At 54.7% G+C, this 26,894-nt stretch carries 24 protein-coding genes; 10 read left to right on the top strand and 14 right to left on the bottom strand.

Annotation, left to right across the window (positions count from 1 at the left end):
- Nucleotides 1-11 precede the first annotated feature (11 nt).
- The 3 genes from yacG to coaE are packed head-to-tail and all read right to left on the bottom strand — an operon-like array spanning nucleotide 12 to nucleotide 1,574.
- Nucleotides 12-209, bottom strand: coding sequence for a DNA gyrase inhibitor YacG (gene yacG / locus ACVLVH_RS12345; RefSeq protein WP_061718119.1), 198 nt, complete (start codon nucleotides 207-209; stop codon nucleotides 12-14).
- A gap of 8 nt (nucleotides 210-217) precedes the next feature.
- Nucleotides 218-961, bottom strand: coding sequence for a cell division protein ZapD (gene zapD / locus ACVLVH_RS12340; RefSeq protein WP_101762106.1), 744 nt, complete (start codon nucleotides 959-961; stop codon nucleotides 218-220).
- Nucleotides 962-965: 4 nt separating this feature from the next.
- Complete coding sequence (gene coaE, locus ACVLVH_RS12335) at nucleotides 966-1,574, bottom strand: dephospho-CoA kinase (protein ID WP_101762105.1); 609 nt, start codon at nucleotides 1,572-1,574, stop codon at nucleotides 966-968.
- A gap of 218 nt (nucleotides 1,575-1,792) precedes the next feature.
- On the opposite strand from coaE, the gene ACVLVH_RS12330 reads away from it, so the two are divergent.
- Nucleotides 1,793-2,833, top strand: coding sequence for a GMP reductase (locus ACVLVH_RS12330; RefSeq protein WP_110867529.1), 1,041 nt, complete (start codon nucleotides 1,793-1,795; stop codon nucleotides 2,831-2,833).
- Between the two features lie 33 nt (nucleotides 2,834-2,866).
- On the opposite strand, the gene hofC is transcribed toward ACVLVH_RS12330, so the two are convergent.
- From hofC to nadC, 4 genes are all read right to left on the bottom strand, one after another.
- On the bottom strand, nucleotides 2,867-4,066 hold the full coding sequence (gene hofC, locus ACVLVH_RS12325) for a protein transport protein HofC (protein WP_192412389.1): 1,200 nt from the start codon (nucleotides 4,064-4,066) through the stop codon (nucleotides 2,867-2,869).
- Nucleotides 4,059-5,447, bottom strand: coding sequence for a type II secretion system protein GspE (gene gspE / locus ACVLVH_RS12320; protein ID WP_192412387.1), 1,389 nt, complete (start codon nucleotides 5,445-5,447; stop codon nucleotides 4,059-4,061). The genes hofC and gspE overlap by 8 nt, the downstream gene beginning before the upstream one ends.
- Nucleotides 5,447-5,890 carry a prepilin peptidase-dependent pilin gene (gene ppdD, locus ACVLVH_RS12315; RefSeq protein ID WP_101762101.1) on the bottom strand — a complete coding sequence of 148 codons (444 nt, stop codon included), beginning with the start codon at nucleotides 5,888-5,890 and terminating at the stop codon, nucleotides 5,447-5,449. Before ppdD ends, gspE begins: the two co-directional genes overlap by 1 nt.
- Before the next feature lie 177 nt (nucleotides 5,891-6,067).
- On the bottom strand, nucleotides 6,068-6,964 hold the full coding sequence (gene nadC / locus ACVLVH_RS12310; RefSeq protein ID WP_192412385.1) for a carboxylating nicotinate-nucleotide diphosphorylase: 897 nt from the start codon (nucleotides 6,962-6,964) through the stop codon (nucleotides 6,068-6,070).
- 181 nt (nucleotides 6,965-7,145) lie between these two features.
- Between nadC and ampD the strand changes: the two genes are divergently transcribed.
- A complete protein-coding gene (gene ampD, locus ACVLVH_RS12305; protein WP_498949461.1) occupies nucleotides 7,146-7,700 on the top strand; it encodes a 1,6-anhydro-N-acetylmuramyl-L-alanine amidase AmpD in 555 nt (184 codons plus the stop codon).
- 16 nt (nucleotides 7,701-7,716) lie between these two features.
- Nucleotides 7,717-8,571, top strand: coding sequence for a beta-lactamase regulator AmpE (gene ampE, locus ACVLVH_RS12300; RefSeq protein WP_192235712.1), 855 nt, complete (start codon nucleotides 7,717-7,719; stop codon nucleotides 8,569-8,571).
- On the opposite strand, the gene ACVLVH_RS12295 is transcribed toward ampE, so the two are convergent.
- The 3 genes from ACVLVH_RS12295 to aroP all read right to left on the bottom strand — a co-directional run bounded on the left by ACVLVH_RS12295 (nucleotide 8,553) and on the right by aroP (nucleotide 12,427).
- Nucleotides 8,553-9,506: a glycoside hydrolase family 43 protein gene (locus ACVLVH_RS12295; RefSeq protein WP_101762097.1), complete on the bottom strand. Its 954-nt coding sequence runs from the start codon at nucleotides 9,504-9,506 to the stop codon at nucleotides 8,553-8,555. The two genes, ampE and ACVLVH_RS12295, sit on opposite strands and share 19 nt — an antisense overlap.
- Entirely contained in the window at nucleotides 9,503-10,909 is a 1,407-nt protein-coding gene (locus tag ACVLVH_RS12290) for a glycoside-pentoside-hexuronide (GPH):cation symporter (RefSeq protein ID WP_192412382.1), read from the bottom strand. The genes ACVLVH_RS12295 and ACVLVH_RS12290 overlap by 4 nt, the downstream gene beginning before the upstream one ends.
- A gap of 162 nt (nucleotides 10,910-11,071) precedes the next feature.
- Nucleotides 11,072-12,427: an aromatic amino acid transporter AroP gene (gene aroP / locus ACVLVH_RS12285; RefSeq protein WP_110867537.1), complete on the bottom strand. Its 1,356-nt coding sequence runs from the start codon at nucleotides 12,425-12,427 to the stop codon at nucleotides 11,072-11,074.
- A gap of 513 nt (nucleotides 12,428-12,940) precedes the next feature.
- Between aroP and pdhR the strand changes: the two genes are divergently transcribed.
- The 4 genes from pdhR to lpdA all read left to right on the top strand — a co-directional run bounded on the left by pdhR (nucleotide 12,941) and on the right by lpdA (nucleotide 19,998).
- A complete protein-coding gene (gene pdhR / locus ACVLVH_RS12280) occupies nucleotides 12,941-13,705 on the top strand; it encodes a pyruvate dehydrogenase complex transcriptional repressor PdhR (protein ID WP_008108566.1) in 765 nt (254 codons plus the stop codon).
- Between the two features lie 127 nt (nucleotides 13,706-13,832).
- The gene (aceE, locus tag ACVLVH_RS12275; protein WP_101762093.1) at nucleotides 13,833-16,499 is read left to right on the top strand and encodes a pyruvate dehydrogenase (acetyl-transferring), homodimeric type; all 2,667 of its coding nucleotides are present in this window, start codon (nucleotides 13,833-13,835) and stop codon (nucleotides 16,497-16,499) included.
- 14 nt (nucleotides 16,500-16,513) lie between these two features.
- Nucleotides 16,514-18,400: a pyruvate dehydrogenase complex dihydrolipoyllysine-residue acetyltransferase gene (gene aceF, locus ACVLVH_RS12270; RefSeq protein ID WP_498949457.1), complete on the top strand. Its 1,887-nt coding sequence runs from the start codon at nucleotides 16,514-16,516 to the stop codon at nucleotides 18,398-18,400.
- A 173-nt stretch (nucleotides 18,401-18,573) separates the two neighbouring features.
- Nucleotides 18,574-19,998 (top strand): dihydrolipoyl dehydrogenase, encoded by a 1,425-nt coding sequence (lpdA, locus tag ACVLVH_RS12265; protein WP_008108560.1) that lies wholly within the window; start codon nucleotides 18,574-18,576, stop codon nucleotides 19,996-19,998.
- Between the two features lie 144 nt (nucleotides 19,999-20,142).
- Here lpdA and ACVLVH_RS12260 read toward each other — a convergent pair whose 3' ends face one another.
- Together ACVLVH_RS12260 and ACVLVH_RS12255 are read right to left on the bottom strand one after the other, a co-directional pair.
- Nucleotides 20,143-20,289 (bottom strand): Hok/Gef family protein, encoded by a 147-nt coding sequence (locus ACVLVH_RS12260; protein ID WP_137385164.1) that lies wholly within the window; start codon nucleotides 20,287-20,289, stop codon nucleotides 20,143-20,145.
- 280 nt (nucleotides 20,290-20,569) lie between these two features.
- A complete protein-coding gene (locus tag ACVLVH_RS12255) occupies nucleotides 20,570-20,812 on the bottom strand; it encodes a LysR substrate-binding domain-containing protein (protein WP_225614462.1) in 243 nt (80 codons plus the stop codon).
- 12 nt (nucleotides 20,813-20,824) lie between these two features.
- Between ACVLVH_RS12255 and ACVLVH_RS12250 the strand changes: the two genes are divergently transcribed.
- The 3 genes from ACVLVH_RS12250 to yacL all read left to right on the top strand — a co-directional run bounded on the left by ACVLVH_RS12250 (nucleotide 20,825) and on the right by yacL (nucleotide 24,450).
- The gene (locus ACVLVH_RS12250; protein WP_312464137.1) at nucleotides 20,825-21,082 is read left to right on the top strand and encodes an aldo/keto reductase; all 258 of its coding nucleotides are present in this window, start codon (nucleotides 20,825-20,827) and stop codon (nucleotides 21,080-21,082) included.
- A gap of 238 nt (nucleotides 21,083-21,320) precedes the next feature.
- Nucleotides 21,321-23,918, top strand: coding sequence for a bifunctional aconitate hydratase 2/2-methylisocitrate dehydratase (acnB, locus tag ACVLVH_RS12245; protein ID WP_101762089.1), 2,598 nt, complete (start codon nucleotides 21,321-21,323; stop codon nucleotides 23,916-23,918).
- A 169-nt stretch (nucleotides 23,919-24,087) separates the two neighbouring features.
- The gene (yacL, locus tag ACVLVH_RS12240; RefSeq protein WP_101762088.1) at nucleotides 24,088-24,450 is read left to right on the top strand and encodes a protein YacL; all 363 of its coding nucleotides are present in this window, start codon (nucleotides 24,088-24,090) and stop codon (nucleotides 24,448-24,450) included.
- A 38-nt stretch (nucleotides 24,451-24,488) separates the two neighbouring features.
- On the opposite strand, the gene ACVLVH_RS12235 is transcribed toward yacL, so the two are convergent.
- Both ACVLVH_RS12235 and ACVLVH_RS12230 read right to left on the bottom strand, forming a co-directional pair.
- Complete coding sequence (locus ACVLVH_RS12235; protein WP_101762087.1) at nucleotides 24,489-25,814, bottom strand: MFS transporter; 1,326 nt, start codon at nucleotides 25,812-25,814, stop codon at nucleotides 24,489-24,491.
- Nucleotides 25,815-25,857: 43 nt separating this feature from the next.
- A complete protein-coding gene (locus ACVLVH_RS12230) occupies nucleotides 25,858-26,811 on the bottom strand; it encodes a phosphoglycerate dehydrogenase (RefSeq protein WP_192412378.1) in 954 nt (317 codons plus the stop codon).
- Nucleotides 26,812-26,894: the final 83 nt, after the last annotated feature.

Raw genomic sequence — 26,894 nt, 5'->3', positions numbered from 1 at the left:
CCCCTTACTTTTTACTGCTGTTCTTCGCTCCAGTCATCGCTGTCCATCTGGTCACCGCTGCTGGGAATACGTTTCTCTTCTGCTGCCCATTCACCTAAATCAATCAGCTGGCAACGTTTGCTGCAGAATGGCCGCCACGGGCTCAACTCATCCCAAATCACATCGCGACGACAATTGGGGCAAGGTACGGTAATTATCTCTTCCGGCATAACTTCCTCTAACAACAAGCTAATTCAAAATTCAGTCGGGCTGGTACTTCTCCGCGTTCGCTGTCTAATGGCAGGAAACGAATCGCATAACGGCTTTTGTGACCCGAGACCTGTGGGTACAGCGCGTCTTCCAGAGTTAATTGCAGGCGCAGTAAATCGGATCCTTCGGCGTTATCCTGATAAAAACCGTTGAGGCTGGTTTGATGACGAAATATGCCAGACTGGCGCACCAAATCGAGGATCATCGTCAAACTATTACGCAGCGGATTTAGTGATGCCAGCCAGCCATTCACCTGAACATCTCGCACTGCTTGCTCCTGATGCAGCCAGATGTGCAGGCTGGGTAGATCGAAACTGCAGCAGCCGCCGGGAATGCTCAAACGCTGACGTACCAGAGCAACCAGGCGATCTTCACGTAACTGTTGGCCCATGCGCGGTGCCGCCATGAGTTCGCTTGAGCATTGCTTCAACTGCTGACGCAGATCATTCACGCGCAGTTCATCAATGCCTGGGACATCCAGCCAGGCGCGTAATTTTTGTTGCTGGCGCTCTAGTTCTTTTAACAATTCAGTGCGCATATCTCCGCGCTCAAAAATATCCAGTAAATCGCTAAGAATACGGAAAACGCCAAGTGCTGATACCGAACCGTTAACCGGCACCGTTTCATGCAGCTGATCAATCAGATATTCGACGCGCAGCCAGGTGCGCATCTTCTCATTCAAAGGGTGTTCAAAAAGAACAATTGTGCTCATGATGTTAATCCTTTCCGGTTGCTGCCAGGCGTAGATAGCGCTGGTGAAGCTCAGCAACGCGCGGTAGCACCTGTTCAGGCGTACCACTGTTATCAATGATGTCATCCGCACAGGCCCGACGCTGTTCACGACTAGCCTGTGCGGCAAGAATATTTTTCGCCTGACTTAGCGAAATACCATCTCGCTGTTGGGTGCGTTGCAACTGCGTGGCGGTATCCACATCCACGACCAACACGCGATCGGCCTGATGCTGTAAGCCGTTTTCGACCAACAGCGGCACCACCCAAAGCACATAAGGTGAGGTGGCCAATAATTTTAATTGTTGCGTGCGGGCGTTGATGAGTGGATGAAGCAGCTGATTGAGCCAGTTTTTCTCTTGTGGCTGTTGGAAAATAATTTCACGAAGCCGCGCACGATAGAGCGTGCCTTCTGCCGTCAAAATGGTATCTCCATGACGCTGAGCAATCGCCTTTAGGGCAGGCGTTCCGGGCTCAACAACTTCTCTGGCAATGACGTCAGCGTCAATAATATCAACGCCTAGCGCTGCGAAAGCGTTGGCAATAGTGGTTTTACCACTGCCAATGCCGCCGGTGAGCGCAACGGTATAAGGCATAGCGTTCTCGCAAAATTTATATCGTGAGCGGCGATTAACCACAGCAAGATGAGAGCATGATCACAATCAATTTTCTCAGCTAAATTTAAGGGATTGTAGCCTAAATAAAGTGAAATTCGCAGTCTTGTCGCGGAACGAATGGCGCGTATGATAACGACACTGGAGCCGTGAGCGCTACCCGAACCGCGGTTCGTCGTCACTAACCAGGATAATCAGCTATGCGCATTGAAGAAGATCTAAAACTGGGCTTTAAAGATGTTTTGATCCGCCCAAAACGTTCCACTTTGAAAAGCCGTTCCGAGGTTGAGCTGGAACGAACCTTCACCTTTAAACACTCAGGCTTGAACTGGAGTGGCATACCGATTATTGCCGCCAACATGGATACCGTCGGTACTTTCACGATGGCTGAAGCCCTGGCGAGTTTTAACGTACTGACCGCAGTGCATAAACATTACAGCGTGCAAGAGTGGCAGGCATTTGTACAACGCGTGCCAGCGGCGGTGCTGAGTCATGTGATGGTCTCATCTGGTACATCAGAATCAGATTTCACGAAGTTATCCGCCATTCTGGCGTTATCATCGCAGCTCAACTTTATCTGCATCGACGTTGCTAACGGCTACTCTGAGCACTTCGTTCAGTTCCTGCTGCGCGTGCGTGAAAGCTTCCCAGGTAAAACCATCTGCGCAGGCAACGTGGTTACCGGTGAAATGGTGGAAGAGCTGATTTTGTCTGGCGCAGATATCGTCAAAGTGGGTATTGGCCCCGGCTCAGTGTGCACTACACGCGTGAAGACCGGCGTTGGTTATCCTCAGCTTTCTGCCGTTATCGAGTGCGCAGATGCGGCACACGGTTTAGGCGGACAGATCGTCAGCGACGGCGGCTGCTCGGTTCCAGGTGACATTGCCAAAGCTTTCGGGGGCGGTGCAGATTTCACCATGCTCGGCGGCATGCTTGCGGCACATGACGAGTGTGAAGGAACCATCGTCGAAGAACAGGGTGAGAAATTTATGCTGTTCTACGGCATGAGCTCCGAATCGGCGATGAAACGCCACGTTGGCGGTGTTGCGCAATACCGTGCGGCGGAAGGCAAAACCGTGCGGTTGCCGGTGCGCGGCCCGGTTGAGGAGACGGTTAAAGATATCCTCGGCGGTTTACGTTCGGCCTGTACCTACGTCGGTGCTGAACGATTGAAAGAGCTGACGAAACGCACTACCTTTATCCGCGTCGCTGAACAAGAGAACCGCGTATTCACTCGTTAATCTCTGCCAACGGGCGCGCATCGCGCGTGCCCGTCATCGAATGGCATCGCCAAGACCAAATACCGGCAGATACATTGCAATCACTAAGGTGCCAACAATCCCGCCGATTACCACCATCATCATCGGTTCCAGCGATGCCGCCAGAGCATCAGCGCGCGCTAATGTTTGCGCCTCGTGCCACTCCGCCAGCCGTGCCAGCATCACATCTAACGCACCTGCTTCTTCACCCACTCGGATGAGTTGGGCACACAGGGGTGTAAACAGCAGATGCTGTTGCAGCGCCTGATGCAGCGGCGCACCCGCAGCAATGTGCCGCTGCAACTGAACGATGGCATCGCGCCACAATCGCGATATCAAGGTTACTTCAACCGCCTGCAGGCTTTGCAACAAGGTCAAACCGGATTGTTGTGTAAGTTGCAGGATGGCGTATATCTGGCTGAGCTGCCCGCCGCGCCACAGCGGAGATAACAGTGGCATGCGCAGTAACCATTGATGTACGCGCTTTTGCCACGGTACCGAACGTCGATAAGTCTGCTGCACAATCATCAGTAATACGGCACCTACCAGCGACAGCGGCAGCGCGGCCTTCTGCAGCAGTTCTGACAGCGACATCACCGCAGCAGTAAAAGCGGGCAGCGGCGCATCAAAACTGGCATAGACAGAGACAAATTCTGGCAAAACAAACAGCAGCATGCCAGCACTGACCGCGAGCGCTACCAGCAAGATAAACAGGGGATAGCGCAGCGCCTTCACCACTTTTTGCCGTAAGTATTGCTGCTTGCTTTGCTGCTGCGCCAGCTGGCGACAGCACTCGTCGAGTTGGCCGGTTAATTCACCCACTTGCATCAAAGCAGGAAACAGCGGGGGAAAGATCTGCGGCCACTCCTGCAAGGCTTGCGAGAAGGGCTCACCGCCGATGACGCGGCGCTGCAATCCTTTCAGTAATACCCGCCAACCGGCATGAGGATGGCCTTCTGCCAGCAGAATCAGACTTTCCGCCAGCGGCAAGCCGGCCTTCAGCAGCGTCGCCAGTTGCCGCACCAAATCGATTTTTTGCTGCCACTTCCAGTCGCGCGAACGCCAGCATTTTCCACGCTGCCAGTTTACTGGCAGCATGCCGCGATCGGAGAGTTGATTGAGCAACGCATCCTGGCTGGCATTAAGTGATTCGCCCTCCTGCAGCACGCCCATGGTATCAAGAGCCTGCCAGCGGAAATGATAGAGATTAGCCATCGCCCAGTCCCACCACGCGCTGCATCTCTTCGAAAGAAGTATCGCCGCGACTTACTGCTTCCAGCCCCGCAGCTAGCAATGTTTTCATTCCCTGTTCATTTGCCAGCATTAACAGATGTTCCAGCGGCATATCTGCCGAGATAGCATTCTGCAATTTGCTGGTTAGCGGCAAGACTTCAAACAGCGCCAGCCGCCCGTAATAGCCGGAGAAGCAGTGATCACAGCCCGGCGCTCGCCAGGTTTGCAGCGTGCCCGGCCAGAGTTCGCCCGGCAGATGGGCAATAGCTTGTCCCGGCTGACGGCAATGCACGCACAAGCGTCTGACCAGACGCTGCGCCACCACCAACTGCAAAGCGGGGCCCAGCAGATAACCGGGAATATCCATCTGGCGCAGGCGCGTCAGGGTTTCAGCAGTCGAGTTAGTATGCAGTGTGGAAAGCACCAGATGGCCGGTCTGTGCTGCTTTAACGGCGATGCTGGCCGTTTCGGCATCACGGATTTCCCCCACCATAATCACATCGGGATCCTGGCGCAGTAGTGCGCGCAGCACACGATTGAAATCGAGCCCGCTACGCGGCTGGATCTGCGTTTGATTAATACCATCCAGCGGGATCTCAACCGGATCTTCCACGCTACAAACGTTCTTCTCTGGCACATTAAGCGCGCTTAACCCGCTATAGAGCGTGAAGGTTTTACCGCTGCCGGTCGGTCCGGTGACCAGAATCAAACCCTGCGGTTTCGCTAGCGCGTTTTTCAGTAAACGCAGCTGTGCTGCAGGCATGCCGAGTTTATCGAGGGTGATGGCGCTGTTTTCACTTTGTAGCAGCCGCACCACGGCTTTTTCGCCCTGGCTTACCGGTAGCGTTGAGAGACGAAACGCCGCCAGTTTGTCCTCTATTTCCAGCGTAAACTGTCCGTCCTGCGGCAGACGCCGTTCGGCGATATCCAATCCTCCGAGAATTTTCAGGCGCGCCAGAATCGCAGCGGGTTGTGCTTCAGAAGGCTGCGGTAGTTTGTGCAACACGCCATCGATGCGCAGACGCACCCGCAGTCCATGGCGCTGCGGTTCAAAATGCACATCTGAGGCGCGCCGCTGAATGGCCTGGCGCAAAATCTGATCGACCGCGTTAATCGCTGACTCAGCGCTGGCCTGTTCACGTGGTGCTGCAGCGACATCCGGCTCGTGCAGCAACTGCTCAAGCCGTGCCGCAGGCCAGCACTCGACCTCCACCTTGCACTGGCTGGCGAACTGTAGCGCTTCCAGCAGCAGCGGATCGGGTGTGTCGGCTACCGCTACGCGCAGTAGCGTGGCGTCATGGTGCAGAATCACCGCCTGATAACGGGCGCACAACGTGTGCAGCGCACTATTAGGTTTGTCCATCAGTTGGCATCCTTGTCGGCAAAGCGAAACTGCTCGAGGCAGCTATCGCGCAGGCTGCTGTTATCGCTGGTACAAGTGCGTTGCCAGCTCAACGTGCCATCCGTTGCGCTCCAAATCGGCAGCATTTCAACCGTTAATCCGCTGAGACTTTCCTGGCCGGTCAGGTTGATGGTTCCGTTGACCACGCTCAGCGTTGCCACATAGCGCGAACCTTTGGCCACCGGAATGCCGCGTTCTCCTGCCTGACACTGCGCCGGTCCGCCGCGCTCAATGGCACAGAGTTCTACTGCTGTTTTGTACGGCACCATGGTTTGCAGCATGTCGGTGAGCGCTGCGCGTTGCAGGTAGTTTTGATAAGCCGGTAAACCGATGGCGCTGAGAATGGCGACGATGCCAATCACAATCATTAATTCGATAAGGGTAAAACCGCGTTGTCTGTCCATAGTGAGGCTCCTTGTTGTGGAGCCGCTACGGTAGAAAAGGGCGAGGGAAAGCGGAAGTCATGGCTGCGCGAGGCTGGAAAGCATCGCGCAGAGAATCGTCAGATTTACAGCGGAGATAACAGCATTTTGGAAGCCAGCTCGCATATCTGCCGCACTAACACGCGGCAGAACGGGGCATTAAAGCTCGCGGAAACGCATCGACAGATCCAGCGCGCGCACATGTTTGGTCAGCGCGCCGACAGAGACATAATCAACGCCGGTCTGGGCAATTTGTGGCAGCGTGGTTTCGGTTACGTTGCCAGAGACTTCCAGCAGCGCGCGTTTGTGGGTTAGCGCAACCGCTGCATGCATCATCTCAAGGCTAAAGTTGTCGAGCATGATGATGTCCGCTCCGGCATCGATGGCATCCTGCAGTTCCGTCAGCGATTCAACTTCAACTTCTACCGGCACATCCGGCGACAGCCACAGCGCTTTTTCTACGGCGTTACGCACCGAGCCGCTGGCGATAATGTGGTTTTCTTTTATCAGGAAAGCATCCGAAAGGCCTAAACGGTGGTTATTACCGCCACCGCACAACACCGCATATTTCAGCGCGGTACGCAGGCCTGGCAAGGTCTTGCGTGTATCAAGCAACTGGGTTTCGCTGCCCGCCAGCAGGGCGACATAACGGCTAACCTCGGTGGCCACGCCAGAGAGCGTCTGCACGAAGTTGAGTGCGGTGCGTTCTGCGGTTAACAGCAGGCGCGCCGGGCCGGTAAGCTCGAACAGCAGCTGATCGGCAACCAGCGCTTGTCCATCTTCTACATGCCAGTTAAGAGTGACTTTATTACCGAGCTGGATAAAGACTTCCTCTACCCAGCGTTTACCACAAAAAACACCGGCTTCACGGGTGATGACTTTTGCCACCGCCTGCTTTTCTGCTGGCAGCAGCAACGCGGTGATATCGCGATCCGCATCCACTTCGCCACCTAAATCCTCCTGAAGCGCCCGGGCAACGGCTTCCGGGATATCCTGTTCTATACGTTTAATCAGTTCCTGACGGCGATGATCGGGATCGTAACGACGCGTTGCCATGGTTTTGCCCCTCCACAAGACGAATTTCGTGCGCTCACCTTAGCCTGATCTATCGACCATTGCCAGTTGCTGGCGGTGAAATGTTTAGTATCCTGAACTCGGCTGCGTCGGCGCATTAAGTCGCAAGTCTGCTGGATGAAACATGTTATTCTCAGCCTGATTTTGCTTAGGATTTAACAGCATGAAACTGGAAGAGGGCTGGATTACCAGCGCGCGTAAAGTACCTTCACCACACTTCAATCAGCGTCCAAATGATGAAGTGCCCTCGCTGTTGGTGATTCACAACATCAGTTTACCGCCCGGTGAGTTTGGCGGGCCGTGGATCGATCGCTTATTTACTACCGGCACGTTGCCTGCCGATGCGCATCCCTATTTTGCGGACATCGCCCATTTACGCGTGGCGGCGCATTGTTTAATCCGTCGCGACGGCGAGCTGGTGCAATACGTCTCTTTCGATCAGCGCGCCTGGCACGCCGGCGTGTCGCAGTTTGAAGGACGTGAAAGCTGCAACGATTTTTCCATGGGCATTGAACTGGAAGGCACTGATACGCTGCCCTATACCGATGCCCAGTACGTGACTTTGCAGCAGGTGACTCAACTCCTGCTGCAGCACTATCCGTTGACGCCTGCGCGCATCACCGGCCATAGCGATATCGCACCAGAGCGGAAAACCGATCCCGGTTCCTCTTTTGACTGGTTGCGCTATAAAGAATCCATCAGGCAGGAGAATCCCTGAGACAGCAGGAGCGGGTATGACGTTGTTTAGCTTGTTATTAGTTTTAGGTTGGGAACGCCTGTTTAAGTTGGGTGAGCATTGGCAACTGGACCATCGGCTGGAGCCGCTGTTTCGTGGCCGCCAGCGTTTTTCCCTGCTGCGCACGCTGATGATGACAGTGATAGCGATGCTGATCGTCTGGCTGGTGGTGTGGAGCCTGAAAGGCATCTTGTTTGGCGTGGCGCAACTGCTGTTCTGGATTTTGGTGGGATTGCTGTGTATTGGCGCGGGTTCGGTGCGACTGCACTATCACAGCTATCTCAAAGCCGCGAGCCATGACGATGAAGCGGCGCATCAGGCGATGGCGGCTGAACTGACGCTGATTCACGGCGTGCCGGTTGAGTGCAGCGAGCGCGAGTTCCTGCGTGAACTGCAGAACGCGCTGATTTGGATTAACTTCCGCTTCTATCTTGCACCGCTGTTCTGGTTTGTGGTCGGTGGACCTTACGGCCCGGTGCTGCTGGTGGGTTATGCGTTTCTGCGCGCCTGGCAGAGCTGGCTGGCGAAGCATCAGACGCCGCTGGCGCGCTCGCAGTCTGGCGTTGATCGTCTGCTGCACGTTTTGGACTGGATCCCCGTGCGTTTGGCCGGCGTGGCTTACGCGCTGCTCGGCCACGGCGAACGTGCGCTGCCAGCGTGGTTTGCCGCGCTGGGCGATCTGCATCGCCCGCAATATCAGGTGCTGACCAGCCTGGCGCAGTTCTCGCTGGCGCGCGATCCGCACATGGATAAAGTCGAAACGCCACGTGTTGCAGTGGCGTTGGCGAAACGTATTTCTCTGGTGCTGGTGGTGGTGGTCGCGCTGTTGACGATCTACGGCACGCTGGTGTGATCGGCTGGCGGCACGCCAAAATCCGGTGTGCCGTCTTCACGCCAGTCGAAATATTTCAAGCGCGTATGGCGATTCGGATCCCACAGCGGATCGCCCTCAATTTCGGTGTAATTGCGCGCGTGATACACCAGCACCGCTCTTCCCGCTTCATCCACCGTAAAGCTGTTGTGTCCCGGTCCGTATTGCTGATTATCCCAGCTGGTGGCAAATACCGGCCGCGCGGATTTACGCCAGGCGTTGATGTTGAGCGGATCGGCTAACACATCAATGCTTAATATCCCCAGACAGTAATTTTCATCGGTCGCGCTGGCGGAATAGGTGACAAACAGCTGGTCGCCATGCTGAATCACCGCCGGTCCTTCGTTGACGCTGAATCCCGCGCACTCCCATTCATACTCCGGTCGGCTCAGCATCAGCGGGGCGCTTTTTAGCGTCCACGGATTGAGCAACTCGGCGAGATACAGGTTAGAGTTTCCGGGAATCGCCGGATCTTTTTGCGCCCACAGATACCAGTGTTTACCTTGATGGTGGAAGTAGGTGGCGTCCAGTGAGAAGGAGTCGATGGGCGTATGTACGCGGCGGCAGGGCTGCCAGTTACCGCTCAGCGGATCGGCATCATTACACACCAGCGCATACATGCGGTGCTGGAACAGGCCATCTTTTATCGCCCGCGTCGGTGCGGCAGCGAAATAGATCACCCATTGCCCGTTGATGTGATGCAGTTCTGGCGCCCAGATCAGCGCGCTAAAGGGGCCGGTATCCGGTTTGTGCCACACCGTTACCGCTTCTGCCTCAATCAGGCCAGCCAGCGTTGAGGCATAGCGAATCTCCAGTCGGTCATATTCCGGCACCGAGGCGATAAAATAGTAGCCATCGGCATGGCGCAGAATAAAAGGATCGGCGCGTTGCGTAATAAAAGGATTGGGCCAGCTCATTTGATCTCTCCGGGTTGCGCAGTCGCAGAGGACGCGATAGGGGATTCGTGGTGTGAATGGGCACGGCGCAGCGCCAGATCGGCCTGAATCGTACGCATTAAGTTGCGATCCACTTTCATTAAACGCACCACGCCGGCGGTGATCAGATATCCCACGCCCGGAATGACCGTGAACAGCAGCATGATGCCGTTAATCGCGTTGGGGGTCTGCTGTTTTGCGCCGGCATCGTAGCCATAAATCGACAGCAGGAAACCGACCATCGCCCCCGCCACCGCCAGCCCCACTTTGAGGAAGAACAGGTTGCCGGAGAAGCTCATACCAGTGATGCGTTTGCCGGTTTTCCATTCGCCGTAATCATCCACGTCGGCCATCAGCGACCAGTGCAGCGGCGAGGGAATCTGGTGCAGGATATTCAGCAGGAAGTAGGCGATGACCACCGCGACGGTGGCGTGCGGATCAATCCAGTAGAAGCCGCAGGAGAACAGCGCCAGCGCGATGTTGGTCCAGAAGAACACCTTGAGCTTGCACCAGCGATCGGTGAGGATTTTTGCCAGTGTGCTGCCGAACATCATGCCGATGACGCCCAGGCTGATAAACAGCGTGGCAAAGTGCGTTGATTGCCCCATCACCCAAGTGACGTAGTACATGGTGGCGGCCATGCGGATAAAACCGGGGCAGACGTTGCAGAAGGTCAGCAGCAGAATGCGCACCCACTGATCGTTTTTCCACACGTCGCGCAAGTCTTGTTTCAAATCATCGTTGCTTGGCGTGGCCGGGCGAATGCGTTCACGCACATTGGCAAAACAGAACAGGAACATCGCCAAACCGATCAGCGCCAGCACGCCCATGGCCATTTGATAACCGCGCGCTTTGTTGTCGCCGCCAAACCATTCGGCCATCGGCAACAGCGAAAGTGAGAGGATCAGCGTGGCAATGCCCACCATCACAAAGCGATAGGACTGACATGACACGCGCTCACCCGGATCGTTGGTGATCACACCGCCCAGCGAGCAGTAAGGGATGTTGATGGCGGTGTAAGTGAGTGACATCAGGAAGTAAGTGACAAACGCCCAGATAACCTTGTTGTCGTAGCTCCACTCCGGCGTGGTGAACATCAGCACGCTAAACAGCACGTAAGGCACGGAAACCCACAGCAGCCACGGACGGAAGCGGCCCCAGCGACTTTGCGTACGATCGGCAATGGCGCCCATGATCGGATCGGTTACCGCATCAAGTACGCGTACCGACAGTAATAGCGTACCGACCAGCGCCGGGGCTAAACCAAACACATCAGTGTAGAAATAATTGAGGAACAGCATGATGGCACCGCCAATCATGTTGCATCCGGCATCGCCCATGCCATATCCCAGTTTCTCTCTGAACGAGAGGGCTGCTCCTTTCATTGATCGTCTCCAGCGATATGATGAGCAGGAATTATCTGTGCAAAATCAGTAATCTGCTGGGGAGCAAATGGTCGGGTAGATGGACAAAACGCGCGGGCGGGGAAAAGTGTGAGCCAGATCAGAAGTGCTGCCCGGCATCAGCGTGCCGGGCAGGGAACAACATTACGCTTTCTGTAGTTTGTTCTTGATGGTGTAACCGATAGCCAGAATCACCAGCCATACCGGAATCAACCATACCGATATCGCCATGCCTGGCGTCATCAGCATAATGACCAACACACCGGCGAGGAACACCAGGCAAATCCAGTTACCCAGCGGATAGAGCACCGCTTTGAAGCGCGTGGTGACACCTTGCTGATCTTTCTTTTTACGGAATTTCAGATGCGCGAGGCTGATCATCGCCCAGTTGATCACCAGTGCGGAAACCACCAGCGCCATCAGCAGGCCAAAGGCTTCGCCTGGCATCAGGTAGTTGATCAGTACACACAGCAGGGTCGCCACGGCTGAGACCAGAATGGTGGCGACCGGCACGCCGCGACTGTCCACTTTCAGCAATGCTTTCGGCGCGTTACCCTGTTGCGCCAGGCCGAACAGCATGCGGCTGTTGCAGTAAACGCAGCTGTTGTAGACCGACAGCGCCGCCGTCAGGATTACCACGTTCAGCGCGTTGGCCACAAAGGCATCGCCCAGCTCATGAAAAATCAGCACGAACGGGCTGGTATCCGCCGTCACGCGCGTCCACGGCAGCAGCGAAAGCAGCACCGCCAGTGAGCCAATATAGAAAATCAGAATACGCCACAACACCTGATTGGTGGCTTTCGGGATGCTCTCTTGTGGATTGTCGGCTTCTGCGGCAGTGATGCCCACCAGCTCCAGACCACCAAACGAGAACATAATGATTGCCATCATCATCACCAATCCGGTCATGCCGTGCGGCAGGAAGCCGCCCTGATCCCACAGGTTGCTGACGCTCGCCTGCGGGCCTCCGTTGCCGCTAAACAGCAACCAGCCACCGAACAGAATCATGCCGATGACCGCGACCACTTTGATAATCGCGAACCAGAACTCCATCTCACCGAACACTTTGACGTTGGTCAGGTTAATGGCGTTGATCAATACAAAGAAGATGGCGGCGGTGGCCCAGGTAGGAAAATCCGGCCACCAAAATTGTACGTACTTGCCCACAGCGGTGAGTTCGGCCATGGCAACCAGCACATACAGCACCCAATAGTTCCAGCCCGAGGCGAAACCGGCGAAGTTGCCCCAATATTTGTAGGCGAAGTGACTGAAGCTGCCGGCAACCGGCTCTTCAACCACCATCTCGCCGAGTTGGCGCATGATCAGAAAGGCAATAAAACCGGCAATCGCATATCCCAGAATCACGGCCGGACCGGCCGATTGAATCACTGATGCGCTACCCAGAAACAGGCCAGTACCTACGGCTCCGCCCAGCGCAATCAGCTGAATATGGCGATTCTTTAAGCCGCGGTGCAGCGTGTCGCCATGCTGTTGTTCCATACAAACCTCGTGATGTTGTTATTGTGCACCTGCAGTGCGCGCACTGTAAGGCTGTTTACCTTAATGTATTCTTTTCTTTACGGTATCTGGCGTGCTGTGTGCATGCATGAGCTACCACGGCGTTCAGAATAGTGATAAGCGCGTCAGTTTGCACCTGCTTTTGCTTTTTGTGCTGAGAGATGACTGAAAAAGCAGCAGCATCCTCTGCGCGCCCGTCGCAGTATTTCTGCCATGAAAAAAGGGTGAACACGAATAGGTTTCCCTTATGGTTGGGCCGTTTTCTGGGCGCTAACTCAGTGTAAGGTTAGGTAAAAGTGCAATTCATTAACATTTGCTGCGTGCGGGTGATTTCTCGCTTGATGCCGGTAGGTTAGCGCACCAGCGCTACGATCCTCCCCTGAAGTGTGACCGCACCCATATAGACACAAGGTGAATACTTTGTTACTTTACCGGCACCATTTTTCAATTGGTATTACCAATTTACTCCGGACGTTTGGCTGATAAGAAGGGAAGATGGCCTACAGTAAAATTCGCCAACCCAAGCTCTCCGATGCGATTGAGCAACAGCTGGAATCCCTCATTATGGAAGGGACGCTCCAGCCGGGTGAAAAACTGCTCCCCGAGCGTGAACTGGCGAAACAGTTTGATGTCTCACGTCCATCCTTGCGCGAAGCGATTCAGAGCCTGGAAGCTAAAGGCCTGCTGCTACGTCGTCAGGGCGGCGGCACCTTCGTCCAAAAAAATCTCTGGCAAAGCCTGAGCGACCCGCTGGTCGGTCTGCTTGCCGAACATCCAGAATCTCAGTTTGACCTGCTGGAAACCCGCCATGCGCTGGAAGGCGTGGCTGCCTATTACGCGGCACTGCGTGGCACCGATGAAGATTTGCAGCGCATCCGCGACTGCCATGTTCATATTCAGCAGGCACAGGACAGCGGCGATCTCGACGCCGAAGCGGATGCAGTGATGAAGTATCAGATCGCTGTCACAGAAGCCGCCCACAATGTGGTGTTGCTGCATCTGCTGCGTTCCATGGGCCCTATGCTGGAACAAAACGTCCGTCAGAATTTTGAATTGCTCTACGCTCGTCGGGAAATGCTGGCGAAAGTGAGCGGTCACCGCGCCAGTATCTACGAGGCGATTGTGGCTCGTGAGCCAGAACAAGCACGCGAGGCATCTCATCGTCACCTGGCGTTCATTGAGGAAATCTTGCTGGATAGAAGTCGGGAGCAGAGTCGTCGTGAACGCTCCCTGCGTCGTTTACAGCAACGTAAGGAATAACGCACGGCAACGAACGTGCGGAAAACACGACGGGCCTGTCTTCTTGTGCTGTGAACCAGAAGCAAAGCACAAGAAGACAGGCTCCTGATAATTTCAACGTATTAGACACAGATAAGGAATACACCCCATGTCAGAACGTTTACAGAATGACGTGGATCCGATCGAAACTCGTGATTGGCTACAAGCGATCGAATCGGTCATCCGTGAAGAAGGTGTTGAGCGCGCGCAGTATCTGATTGATCAGGTAATGAGTGCAGCACGCAAAGGTGGCGTGAAAGTTGCCGCAGGTTCCTCTGCAATCAGCAACTACATTAACTCTATTGCTGTTGAAGATGAGCCGGACTATCCGGGCAACACCTCTCTTGAACGTCGTATCCGTTCCGCAATTCGTTGGAACGCCATCATGTCGGTGCTGCGTGCGTCGAAGAAAGATCTGGAGTTGGGTGGCCATATGTCCTCCTTCCAGTCTTCCGCGACCATTTATGAAGTGTGCTTTAACCACTTCTTCCGCGCGCGTAGCGACAAAGACGGCGGCGATCTGGTTTTCTTCCAGGGTCACATTTCTCCAGGTATCTACGCCCGCGCCTTCCTTGAAGGTCGTCTGAGCGAAGACCAAATGAATAACTTCCGTCAGGAAGTGCAGGGCAAAGGTCTCTCTTCTTACCCGCACCCGAAACTGATGCCGGACTTCTGGCAGTTCCCAACCGTATCAATGGGCTTGGGTCCGTTGAACGCGATCTATCAGGCGAAATTCCTGAAGTATCTGGAACACCGCGGTCTGAAAGACACCTCAGCACAAACCGTTTACGCCTTCCTCGGTGATGGCGAGATGGATGAGCCGGAATCCAAAGGTGCGATCACCATCGCCACCCGCGAGAAGCTGGACAACCTGGTGTTCATCATCAACTGTAACCTGCAGCGTCTGGACGGCCCGGTCACCGGTAACGGTAAGATCATCAACGAGTTGGAAGGCATCTTTGCCGGTGCTGGCTGGAACGTGATCAAAGTGATTTGGGGCGGTCGTTGGGATGAACTGCTGCGTCAGGACACCAGCGGCAAGCTGATTCAGCTGATGAACGAAACCGTTGATGGCGATTATCAGACCTTCAAATCCCGTAACGGCGCGTACGTACGTGAGCACTTCTTCGGTAAATATCCGGAAACCGCAGCTCTGGTGAAAGACTGGTCAGACGAAGAGATCTTCGCGCTGAACCGCGGCGGCCACGATCCGAAGAAAGTCTACGCTGCACTGAAAAAAGCGCAGGAAACCAAAGGTCAGCCAACGCTGATTCTGGCCCATACCATCAAAGGTTATGGCATGGGTGACACTGCTGAAGGTAAAAACATCGCGCACCAGGTTAAGAAGATGAACATGGATGGCGTTCGCTACATCCGCGATCGCTTCAATGTGCCGGTTGCCGATGACAAAATCGAAGAGCTGCCATACGTCACCTTCGAAAAAGGCTCTGAAGAGTACAACTATCTGCACGGTCAGCGTGAGAAGTTGGGCGGCTACCTGCCAACGCGTCAGGCGGAGTTCAGCGAGAAGCTGGAAATGCCAACGCTGGAAGAGTTCCGTCCACTGCTGGAAGAGCAGAATAAAGAGATCTCCACCACCATCGCCTTCGTGCGTGCATTGAACGTGATGCTGAAGAACAAGTCGATCAAAGATCGTCTGGTTCCAATCCTTGCCGACGAAGCCCGTACCTTCGGTATGGAAGGTCTGTTCCGTCAGATTGGTATCTACAGCCCGAACGGTCAGCAGTACACCCCGCAGGACCGCGAGCAGGTTGCGTACTATAAAGAAGACGAGAAAGGCCAGATTCTGCAGGAAGGGATCAACGAGCTGGGCGCAGGTTCATCCTGGCTGGCGGCGGCGACCTCTTACAGCACCAACAACCTGCCGATGATTCCGTTCTACATCTATTACTCGATGTTCGGCTTCCAGCGCATCGGCGATCTGATGTGGCTGGCCGGCGATATGCAGGCACGCGGCTTCCTGGTGGGCGGTACTTCAGGTCGTACTACGCTGAACGGCGAAGGCTTGCAGCACGAAGATGGTCACAGCCACATTCAGTCGCTGACTATCCCGAACTGTATCTCTTACGATCCGTCTTACGCGTACGAAATCGCGGTCATCATGCAAGATGGCCTGGTGCGTATGTACGGCGAAGCGCAGGAAAACATCTACTACTACATCACCACGCTGAACGAAAACTACCACATGCCTGCGATGCCGCAGGGTGCGGAAGAGGGTATCCGTAAGGGTATCTACAAGCTGGAAACCGTAGAAGGTAGCAAAGGCAAAGTGCAGCTGCTGGGTTCAGGTTCAATTCTGCGTCACGTGCGTGAAGCCGCGCAGATCCTGGCGAAAGATTACGGCATCGCTTCTGACGTCTACAGCGTAACCTCGTTCACCGAGCTGGCGCGTGATGGTCAGGATTGTGAGCGCTGGAACATGCTGCACCCAACCGATGAGCCGCGCGTACCTTACATCGCGCAAGTGATGAACGAAGCACCGGCCGTCGCATCGACCGACTACATGAAGCTGTTCGCAGAACAGGTTCGCAGCTACGTGCCTTCCAGCGATTATCGCGTGTTGGGTACCGATGGCTTCGGTCGTTCTGACAGCCGTGAAAACCTGCGTCACCACTTCGAAGTGGATGCATCGTATGTGGTTGTGGCTGCGCTGGGTGAGCTGGCTAAACGCGGTGAAATCGATAAGAAAGTGGTGGCTGAAGCCATCACCAAATTCAATATCGACGCCGATAAAGTTAACCCGCGTCTGGCATAAGAGGTAAGAGAGTAATGGCTATCGAAATTAACGTACCGGACATCGGGGCAGACGAAGTTGAAGTCACCGAAATCCTGGTAAAGGTGGGCGACAAAGTTGAAGCTGAACAGTCGCTGATCACCGTGGAAGGCGATAAAGCCTCCATGGAAGTGCCTTCGCCGCAGGCGGGCGTGGTTAAAGAGATCAAAATCTCGACCGGCGACAAAGTCGAAACCGGCTCGCTGATTATGATTTTTGACGCAGAAGGTGCCGCAGAAGCGGCGCCAGCGCCAGCCGAAGAGAAGAAAGCGGAAGCCGCTCCTGCTGCCGCTGCTGCGGTCAGCAAAGAAGTCAACGTACCGGACATCGGCGGCGACGAAGTTGAAGTCACTGAGATACTGGTCAAAGTGGGCGACACCGTAACGGCTGAGCAGTCGCTGATCACCGTTGAAGGCGACAAAGCCTCAATGGAAGTCCCGGCACCGTTCGCGGGCGTGGTGAAAGAGATCAAAATCTCCACCGGCGACAAAGTGAACACCGGTTCACTGATCATGGTGTTCGAAGCAGAAGGCGCAGCGCCGGCGGCTGCTCCAGCAGCTGAACAGGAAGCGGCTCCAGCAGCAGCACCTGCGGCTTCTGGCGCTAAAGACGTCAACGTGCCGGACATTGGTGGCGACGAAGTTGAAGTCACCGAGATCCTGGTGAAAGTGGGCGACAAAGTCGCTGCTGAGCAATCCCTGATCGTGGTTGAAGGCGACAAAGCCTCAATGGAAGTGCCTGCACCGTTCGCCGGTACCGTGAAAGAGTTGAAAGTGGCGACTGGCGATAAAGTCAGCACCGGTAAACTGATCATGGTGTTCGAAGTGGAAGGCGCGGCACCGGCTGCGGCGCCTGCGGCTAAGCAGGAAGCGGCTCCAGCGGCAGAAGCCGCGAAACCGGCAGCGGCCCCAGCAGCAGCGAAAGCGGATGCGAAAGGCGAGTTCGCTGAGAACGATGCTTACGTACACGCGACGCCGGTGATTCGTCGTCTGGCGCGCGAGTTCGGCGTTAACCTGGCGAAAGTCAAAGGCACCGGCCGTAAAGGTCGCATCCTGAAAGAAGACGTGCAGACTTACGTCAAAGACGCGGTGAAACGCGCTGAAGCGGCTCCGGCTGCAGCAGCCAGCGGCGGAAGCCTGCCAGGTCTGTTGCCCTGGCCGAAAGTGGACTTCAGCAAGTTCGGCGAAATCGAAGAAGTTGAACTGGGCCGTATCCAGAAAATCTCCGGTGCCAACCTGAGCCGTAACTGGGTGGTGATCCCGCACGTTACACACTTCGACAAAACCGATATCACCGATCTGGAAGCGTTCCGCAAACAGCAGAATGCCGAAGCAGAGAAACGCAAACTGGATGTGAAATTCACGCCAGTGGTGTTCATCATGAAAGCCGTTGCCGCTGCTCTTGAGCAGATGCCACGCTTCAACAGTTCACTGTCTGAAGATGCACAGAAACTGACGCTGAAGAAATACATCAACATCGGTGTGGCGGTTGATACGCCAAACGGTCTGGTGGTTCCGGTGTTCAAAGATGTGAACAAGAAAGGCATCACTGAACTGTCCCGCGAGCTGATGGCGATTTCCAAGAAAGCGCGTGATGGCAAGCTGACCGCCGGCGACATGCAGGGCGGTTGCTTCACTATCTCCAGCCTTGGCGGCCTGGGCACCACGCACTTCGCGCCAATCGTCAACGCGCCGGAAGTGGCTATCCTTGGTGTTTCCAAGTCAGCGATGGAACCGGTGTGGAACGGTAAAGAGTTTGAGCCGCGTCTGATGATGCCGATCTCACTCTCCTTCGACCACCGCGTGATCGACGGTGCTGATGGTGCGCGCTTTATCACCATCATCAACAACACACTGTCCGACATTCGCCGTCTGGTGATGTGAAGTTAATCAAGGCCGGCGAAAGCCGGCCTTGTTGTAAGCATTCAATGTTGCCGCGGTTGGCAGTTTGTTAACAATTCTGTAAACTCTCGCGGTGAAATGTCCCGGCGGATATAGGGCATTAGAGCTTGGGAAAAGCTTTTTCCTGACTGCCGGTAATCAAACAAGAGGTCATGATGAGTACAGAGATTAAAACTCAAGTCGTGGTACTTGGGGCAGGTCCTGCAGGTTACTCTGCAGCCTTCCGTTGCGCTGATTTAGGTCTGGAAACCGTAATCGTTGAGCGTTACAGCACCCTCGGCGGTGTTTGTCTGAACGTAGGCTGTATCCCGTCAAAAGCGCTGCTGCACGTCGCCAAAGTGATCGACGAAGCAAAAGCCCTGGAAGAGCACGGTATCGTGTTTGGCCAGCCGCAAACTGACATCGACAAAATTCGTTCGTGGAAAGAGAAGGTGATCAACCAGCTCACTGGCGGCCTCGCGGGTATGGCGAAAGGTCGTAAAGTGAAAGTGGTGACTGGCCTCGGCAAATTCACCGGTGCTAACACGCTGGTGGTCGAAGGTGAAGGTGGCGCAACCACCATTAACTTCGATAACGCGATCATCGCGGCCGGTTCTCGTCCAATCGAACTGCCATTCATTCCGCACAATGATCCGCGCGTGTGGGACTCAACCGATGCGCTGGAACTGAAAGAAGTGCCGAAGCGTCTGCTGGTTATGGGCGGCGGCATCATCGGTCTGGAAATGGCCACCGTTTATAAAGCGCTGGGTTCAGAGATCGACGTGGTTGAGATGTTCGACCAGGTGATCCCGGCTGCTGATAAAGACGTAGTGAAAGTCTTTACCAAGCGTATCAGCAAGAAATTCAACCTGATGCTGGAAACCAAAGTGACCGCTGTTGAAGCGAAAGACGACGGTATCTACGTATCGATGGAAGGTAAAAAAGCGCCAGCTGACGCACAGCGTTATGATGCGGTGCTGGTGGCGATTGGTCGCGTACCGAACGGTAAAGGCCTTGATGCGGGTAAAGCAGGCGTGGAAGTGGACGATCGCGGCTTTATCCGTGTCGACAAGCAGATGCGCACCAACGTACCGCACATCTACGCTATCGGTGACATCGTGGGTCAGCCAATGCTGGCGCACAAAGGTGTGCATGAAGGCCACGTAGCGGCGGAAGTGATCTCGGGTCTGAAGCACTACTTCGACCCGAAAGTGATCCCATCCATTGCTTACACCGAGCCAGAAGTTGCCTGGGTTGGTCTGACCGAGAAAGAAGCCAAAGAGAAAGGCATCAGCTACGAAGTGTCCACCTTCCCGTGGGCCGCTTCAGGCCGTGCTATTGCGTCTGATTGTGCAGACGGCATGACTAAACTGATCTTCGACAAAGAGACTCACCGTGTTATCGGTGGTGCGATTGTCGGCACCAACGGCGGCGAGCTGCTGGGTGAAATCGGTCTGGCGATTGAAATGGGCTGTGATGCCGAAGATATCGCTCTGACCATTCACGCGCACCCAACGCTGCATGAATCAGTTGGCCTGGCTGCCGAAGTGTTCGAAGGTAGCATCACTGACCTGCCGAACCCGAAAGCGAAAAAGAAATAAGTTCGCGCTTTGAATAAATTAACGGCTCCTTTAAGGAGCCGTTTTTTATTAGTGGTTCTATTTAAATAAACAAATAAAAAAGGCGCAAGAGCTAACACATGCGCAATGCCGGAATAGCGGGAGCGGACTCCCGCTAGTGAATTTTTACTGTTGCGCTTCGTAAGCCATAACAGCCGATAATTCAGCAGTGAATATCCGTAATCGTAATTCACAGAGTGAACTGCGATTAACCAGACACAATCCTAATAGAATGAGCCCGCTGATAATCAGCTTGCTGAATATAGACTTCATAGTCACGTTCCTCTTGATTTAGCACGAGCAAGCGACTACCCTGACATTTCTCAGGTGTTAGGGTATGATGCTTGCCCGTGCGGTTAATGAAAGTTAACTGCACGGTTTTACGCTCCACAACCTACCCCAATCTTTTCAGCTTGAAGCAAGTTGCCTCAAGCGCCCGCAGGCAGTCTACGCCAAACTTCTTTTATTTCATCTAATATTTTAAATTATTTATAATTAATGGATTTTTATATTATCTAATCATTTAAATAGATCGCGTAATGGATGTTTTTAATTAAAAATTAATTTCTGTAAGCCGATCAATAAAATGACTTGGTGGCACGGGCAGATATTTCCGGCTCGGATAGTAGAGCCAGAATCCTTCTTTTACCTGAGTGAAGTTCGCCAGTATTTCCACTAACTCAACGCGAATTAAAACTTCCCGCACCGTAGCTTCATGCAGAAAGGCAATGCCTACGCCCGCACGGGCTGCCTGTAATATCCGCTCATTACTACCCTGCAGAATGCGCAGGCTCATAACCAGAAGTTAGTGAATCAACTTACCGAGATGGCTGGAGGTTATGATGCAACAGCCGCTCAGCTAGCGTTAGCGTGGGTGCTGGCAAAAGGCGAGTTTATTGTGCCGATTCCCGGCGCCAGCAAAATCGCCCATCTGGAACAGAACTGCGCCGCCGCCGATTTAGCATTACGTCATGCGGATGTCGCCACGCTGGACGAGTGGTTTAGCGAGAAAAATATTCTGGGCGAACGCTATAACGACAGCGAATTCGTGCTGGTTGATCGTTAACACTCTTCTGCGTACATGAGAACAAGCAGGCTTTCATAGCCTGCTTTTTTATGTGATCCCGCTCAATTTGCAGATGAAGCTGCTAAAAAACGCACGAATGTTGCTTTTTTGTAAACAGATTAACAATCAGGCGAAATGCTGCTATGCTGCCCCACGCGGAACCGGGCACCTCACCCTACTGTTCGACAGCATCAAGGGGTGCACCGGAAAGCTATACAATGAGAGCGAGGAGAACGTCGTGCTAGAAGAATACCGTAAGCACGTTGCCGAGCGTGCTGCCCAGGGAATCGTACCTAAGCCGTTAGATGCTTCCCAAATGGCCGCGCTGGTTGAACTGCTGAAAAACCCGCCAGCGGGTGAAGAAGAATTCCTGACCGACCTGTTGGTCAACCGTGTCCCACCAGGTGTTGATGAAGCGGCGTACGTAAAAGCCGGTTTCCTGGCAGCTGTCACTAAGGGCGAAGCCCACTCTCCTCTGGTTACTCGCGAAAAAGCCGTTGAGCTGCTGGGCACCATGCAGGGCGGTTATAACATCCATGCGCTGATTGAAGCGTTAGAAGATGAAGCCTTAGCGCCGATTGCTGCCGAAGCCCTGTCTCACACGCTGCTGATGTTCGATAACTTCTACGATGTCGAAGAGAAAGCCAAAGCGGGTAACCCACACGCGAAAAAAATTATCCAGTCCTGGGCCGATGCCGAATGGTTCCTGAAGCGTCCAAAACTGGCTGAAAAAATTACCACCACCGTGTTCAAAGTGACCGGCGAAACCAACACCGACGACCTCTCTCCGGCGCCGGATGCATGGTCACGTCCGGATATTCCACTGCACGCGCTGGCAATGCTGAAGAACGCCCGTGAAGGCATCGAACCCGACGATGCGGGTAACATTGGCCCGATCAAACAGATCGAAGCACTGCAGACTAAAGGCTTCCCGCTAACCTACGTCGGTGACGTGGTCGGTACCGGTTCTTCGCGTAAATCCGCCACCAACTCGGTGCTGTGGTTTATGGGCGACGATATTCCTTACGTGCCGAACAAAAAGGGCGGCGGTCTGTGCCTCGGCGGTAAAATCGCTCCTATCTTCTTCAACACCATGGAAGATGCGGGCGCCTTGCCGATCGAGCTCGACGTTGATCGTCTGAACATGGGCGATGTCATTGACGTTTACCCGTACAAAGGCGAAGTGCGCAATCACGAAACCGACGAATTGTTGGCGACCTTTGAGCTGAAAACCGACGTGCTGCTGGACGAAGTCCGTGCTGGCGGTCGTATTCCGCTGATCATCGGTCGCGGCCTGACCACCAAAGCGCGCGAATCGCTGGGTCTGCCGCATAGCGATGTGTTCGTACAAGCCAAAGATGTGGCTGTTAGCACCCGCGGTTACTCGCTGGCGCAGAAAATGGTCGGCCGCGCGTGCGGCGTAGAGGGTGTCCGTCCGGGCTCATACTGCGAACCAAAAATGACCTCTGTCGGTTCTCAGGACACCACCGGTCCAATGACCCGTGATGAACTGAAAGACCTGGCGTGCCTCGGCTTCTCGGCTGACCTGGTGATGCAGTCATTCTGCCATACCGCCGCCTATCCGAAGCCGGTCGACGTGACCACGCACCATACGCTGCCAGACTTCATCATGAACCGTGGCGGCGTGTCGCTGCGTCCGGGCGATGGCGTTATCCATAGCTGGCTGAACCGTATGCTGCTGCCAGATACCGTTGGTACCGGCGGTGACTCACACACCCGTTTCCCAATCGGTATTTCCTTCCCGGCAGGTTCTGGTCTGGTGGCGTTTGCTGCTGCGACCGGTGTGATGCCGCTGGATATGCCGGAATCGGTGCTGGTGCGCTTCAAAGGCGAAATGCAGCCGGGTATCACCCTGCGCGATCTGGTACACGCCATTCCGCTGTATGCGATTAAAGCTGGCCTGCTGACCGTTGAGAAGAAAGGGAAGAAAAACATCTTCTCTGGCCGCGTGCTGGAAATCGAAGGTCTGCCGAAACTGAAAGTTGAGCAGGCATTTGAGCTGACCGATGCCTCGGCTGAGCGTTCTGCTGCCGGCTGTACCATCAAGCTGGATAAAGAGCCGATCATCGAGTATCTCAACTCGAACATCGTGCTGCTGAAGTGGATGATCTCGGAAGGCTACGGCGATCGTCGTACGCTGGAGCGCCGCATTGAAGGCATGCAGAAATGGCTGGCCGATCCGCAACTGCTGGAAGGCGATGCGGATGCTGAGTACGCGGCGGTGATCGATATCGATCTGGCCGAGATCAAAGAGCCAATTCTGTGCGCACCGAACGATCCAGACGACGCGCGTTGGTTGTCTGACGTGCAGGGCGAGAAGATTGACGAAGTGTTCATCGGTTCGTGCATGACCAACATCGGTCACTTCCGCGCGGCCGGTAAGCTGCTGGATGCCCATAAAGGCCAGCTGCCAACCCGTCTGTGGGTTGCGCCGCCAACCAAAATGGACGCCGCCCAGCTGACCGAAGAGGGCTATTACAGCGTCTTTGGTAAGAGCGGTGCGCGTATCGAGATTCCGGGCTGTTCACTGTGCATGGGTAACCAGGCGCGTGTGGCTGACGGCGCGACGGTGGTTTCCACCTCAACCCGTAACTTCCCGAACCGTCTGGGTACCGGCGCGAACGTCTTCCTGGCGTCAGCAGAGCTGGCGGCGGTCGCTTCGCTGCTTGGCAAGCTGCCAACGCCGGACGAGTATCAGCAGTTCATGCTGCAGGTTGATAAGACCGCGGCTGACACGTATCGCTACCTCAACTTTGATCAGCTGGGACAATACACTGACAAAGCCGACACAGTGATCTTCCAGACTGCCGTTTAATCGGTTATCGGGATGAACAAGGGGACGATGAAAATCGTCCTTTTTTTATGCCCTTTTTTCCGCTGACATCTCCAGGCATAATGCGAGCGCGATCCCACTTTATTCAGCGTGCTGCGCACAAAATGCACTAACACTGTGCTGCACAGCGCGTCATCAGTATGAGGCAATCATGGAATATGAATTTCTGCGTGATTTGACCGGTCAGGTCAAAGTGCGTATGTCGATGGACCACGAAGCGGTGGGGCACTGGTTCAACGAAGAGGTCAAAGACAATCTGCCGTTGCTGGATGAAGTTGAGGCCGCCGCCCAACAGGTGAAAGGCACCATCAATCAGTGGCAGCGTGTCGGGCATGAATACACGCTGTGGCTGGATGATGAAGAGGTGATGATTCGTGCCAACCAGCTGGCGCTGGAAGATGACGGCATGGAAGAGGGCATGACTTATTACGACGAAGAGAGCCTCTCTTTCTGTGGCGTCGACGATTTTCTCGCAGTGATTGCCGCTTATCGGCTGTTTATTGCCGGTAAATAACTAAACAGTAAGGTCGCCATTGATGGCGACCCAGACGATTACCGCGCCGCGCCACTTGCCACGGAATGCGCATGCGTCACCTGTTCCTCATCGACGATAGGTTCAACTTTACCCATCAGGAACAGATAGTTAAGAATGCCAATTACCACCAGCACCGCCGAGAACACCAGCGCCCAGGTAAAGTGGCCGGTTGCGCCAACAATCGCGCCGGTAATGATCGGCCCCACCGCGCCGCCCATGTTTGAAACGGTATTCTGCAGCCCCGCCACAATCGACACGCTGTTTTGCGGTGCCACATCGCCCGGCAAGGCCCACACTTGTGATGCCGCCACGGTGGTGCCGGATTTGGCGATACACAGCAGCAGCACGGTCATAAACACCGAATCGGTGAACGGGGCAAATCCGATACACAGCGCCATCAGCAGGCCGATGGTGAGAAACAGTTTTCGTGTAGCGGTCAGCGACAGCACTTTGTTATGCACCATGCGATCCGATGCCCAACCCGCCAGCACTTCAATCACCATGCCACAGATCAGCGGCAGCGCAGCCACCATCCCCATTTTGAGGAAATCCATGCCTTTATCTTTCACCAGATAGGTCGGCAACCAGGTAATAAAGAAATAGGAGGTGTAGTTGATGGTGAAAAAGCCAATGCACATTGCCCAGATATTGCGGTAGCGCAGCAGCTTGTACCACTTCATCGGCCGCACGCTTTTGTCGCCGTGCTTTTGCGTCTGGCCATTACGGATGAAGCGCACTTCTTGCTGGCTTATCGACTTATGATCTTCCGGATTTTCAGCGTAGATAAAGTACCAGGCAATCACCCAGAACAAGCCCAGCGCACCTATTGCGAGGAAGGTCAGACGCCAGTCGAACAGGGCGATCATAAAGACGATCAGCGGCATGGCCACCGCACCACCAAATTTGGAGGCACTGTCGAACAGGCCAGAAACCGTGGCGCGTTCGCGATCCGGGAACCAGCGCGCGGTAATGCCCGCGTTGCTGGGATAGGCGGCGGCTTCACCGACGCCGAGCGCTAAACGCAGCGCCAGCAGCGATTTAAAGCCGGTCGCCAGTCCCATCGCCATGGTGGCGATCGACCACCAGCCGACGGCGATACCAAGCCCTTTTTTCTGACCGAAGCGATCGGCAAACCAGCCCGCTGGGATCTGCAACAGCGCATAAGACCAGAAGAACGCCGCCATGATGAAGCCCATCATTTCAGGATTGATATCGAGTTCTTTGATCAGATGCGGAGCCGCTGCCGAGAGAACGGTGCGGTCAATGTAGTTAATGGCGATGGCCAGCCACATCAGGCCAGCAATCCACCAACGGATACGACTCGAGCGCGCAGAGTTAGTCATAGTAATTATCCACTCGAAAAAGGTTACAGAGAAAGGTGGCGTGTTATTCCAGCCCGTTCATCACGTTGATTGGGCGTTCGCCCCGTTGTATGCACTGCACAATTTGCGTCACGCAGCGTTCACCAATCGCGCTGATCGCACCGTCGGTGTAACCGGCAATGTGCGAAGTGGGAATGAAGTTGCTGAGCGTAAACAGCGGATGCTCGGTCAGCGGTTCCTGCACAAACACGTCAGCCGCTGCTCCGGCGATCACGTCATCCAGCAGCGCCTGATAAAGATCCTGCTCATTCACTACGCCGCCGCGTGAGGCATTAATCAGGAAGGCATTTTTCTTCATGCGTTTGAGGCGCGCGGCATCAAACAGATTCTGCGTTTTGTCGGTAAGCGGCATGTGCAGAGTGATGAAATCGCTGGTTTCGGTCAGCTGATCCAGCGTGACGAAGTCGATGCCGTGTTCAGTAGCAAACGGCTCATCAGGATAAAAATCAAACGCGATCACCCGCATGTTGAAACCTCTGGCGCGCAGCGCGACCTGCTTGCCAATATTGCCCAGCCCGATGATGCCCAGTGTTTTACCGTACACGTCGGTGGCAAAAATACGCGGCCAGCTGCCCGCTCGGGTTTCGATGGCGGCTTGGGTGATCTGACGCGCGCTGTTAAGGATCAAAGCAAAGGCGAAATCAGCGACAGCATGTTTATTGGCATCCGGCACGTTGGTGACGTAAATCCCGCGTGCACGCGTAGCATCCAGATTGATGTTGTCTACACCGACGCCGTGCTTACAGACGATTTTCAGCTGCGGTGCTAACGCCAGCAGCTCTTCATTGATGTCGGTAAAAGCCACGATCAGCGCCACGGTGTCAGCCAGATGCGGCTGGAGTGCGCTCAGCGGCGCATCGGCGGGCAGCGTAATCAGCTCAAAACCGTGCTGTTGCAGCGTGGTTATCGGCGTCGCGTCATATTTTGCAAACGACGGTGAGGTACAGATGACTTTCATAATTCTTCCCGATGTTGAAAATAAATACCGTTCCCGCGGATCGCATGCATCGTAGCGGCGCAATTTATTGCGCGAAAAATCGC

This window comes from Kluyvera sp. 1366, assembly GCF_054823405.1.
Note: the sequence above shows the minus strand (reverse complement) of the source record. Positions and strands in the feature narration are given on the sequence as shown.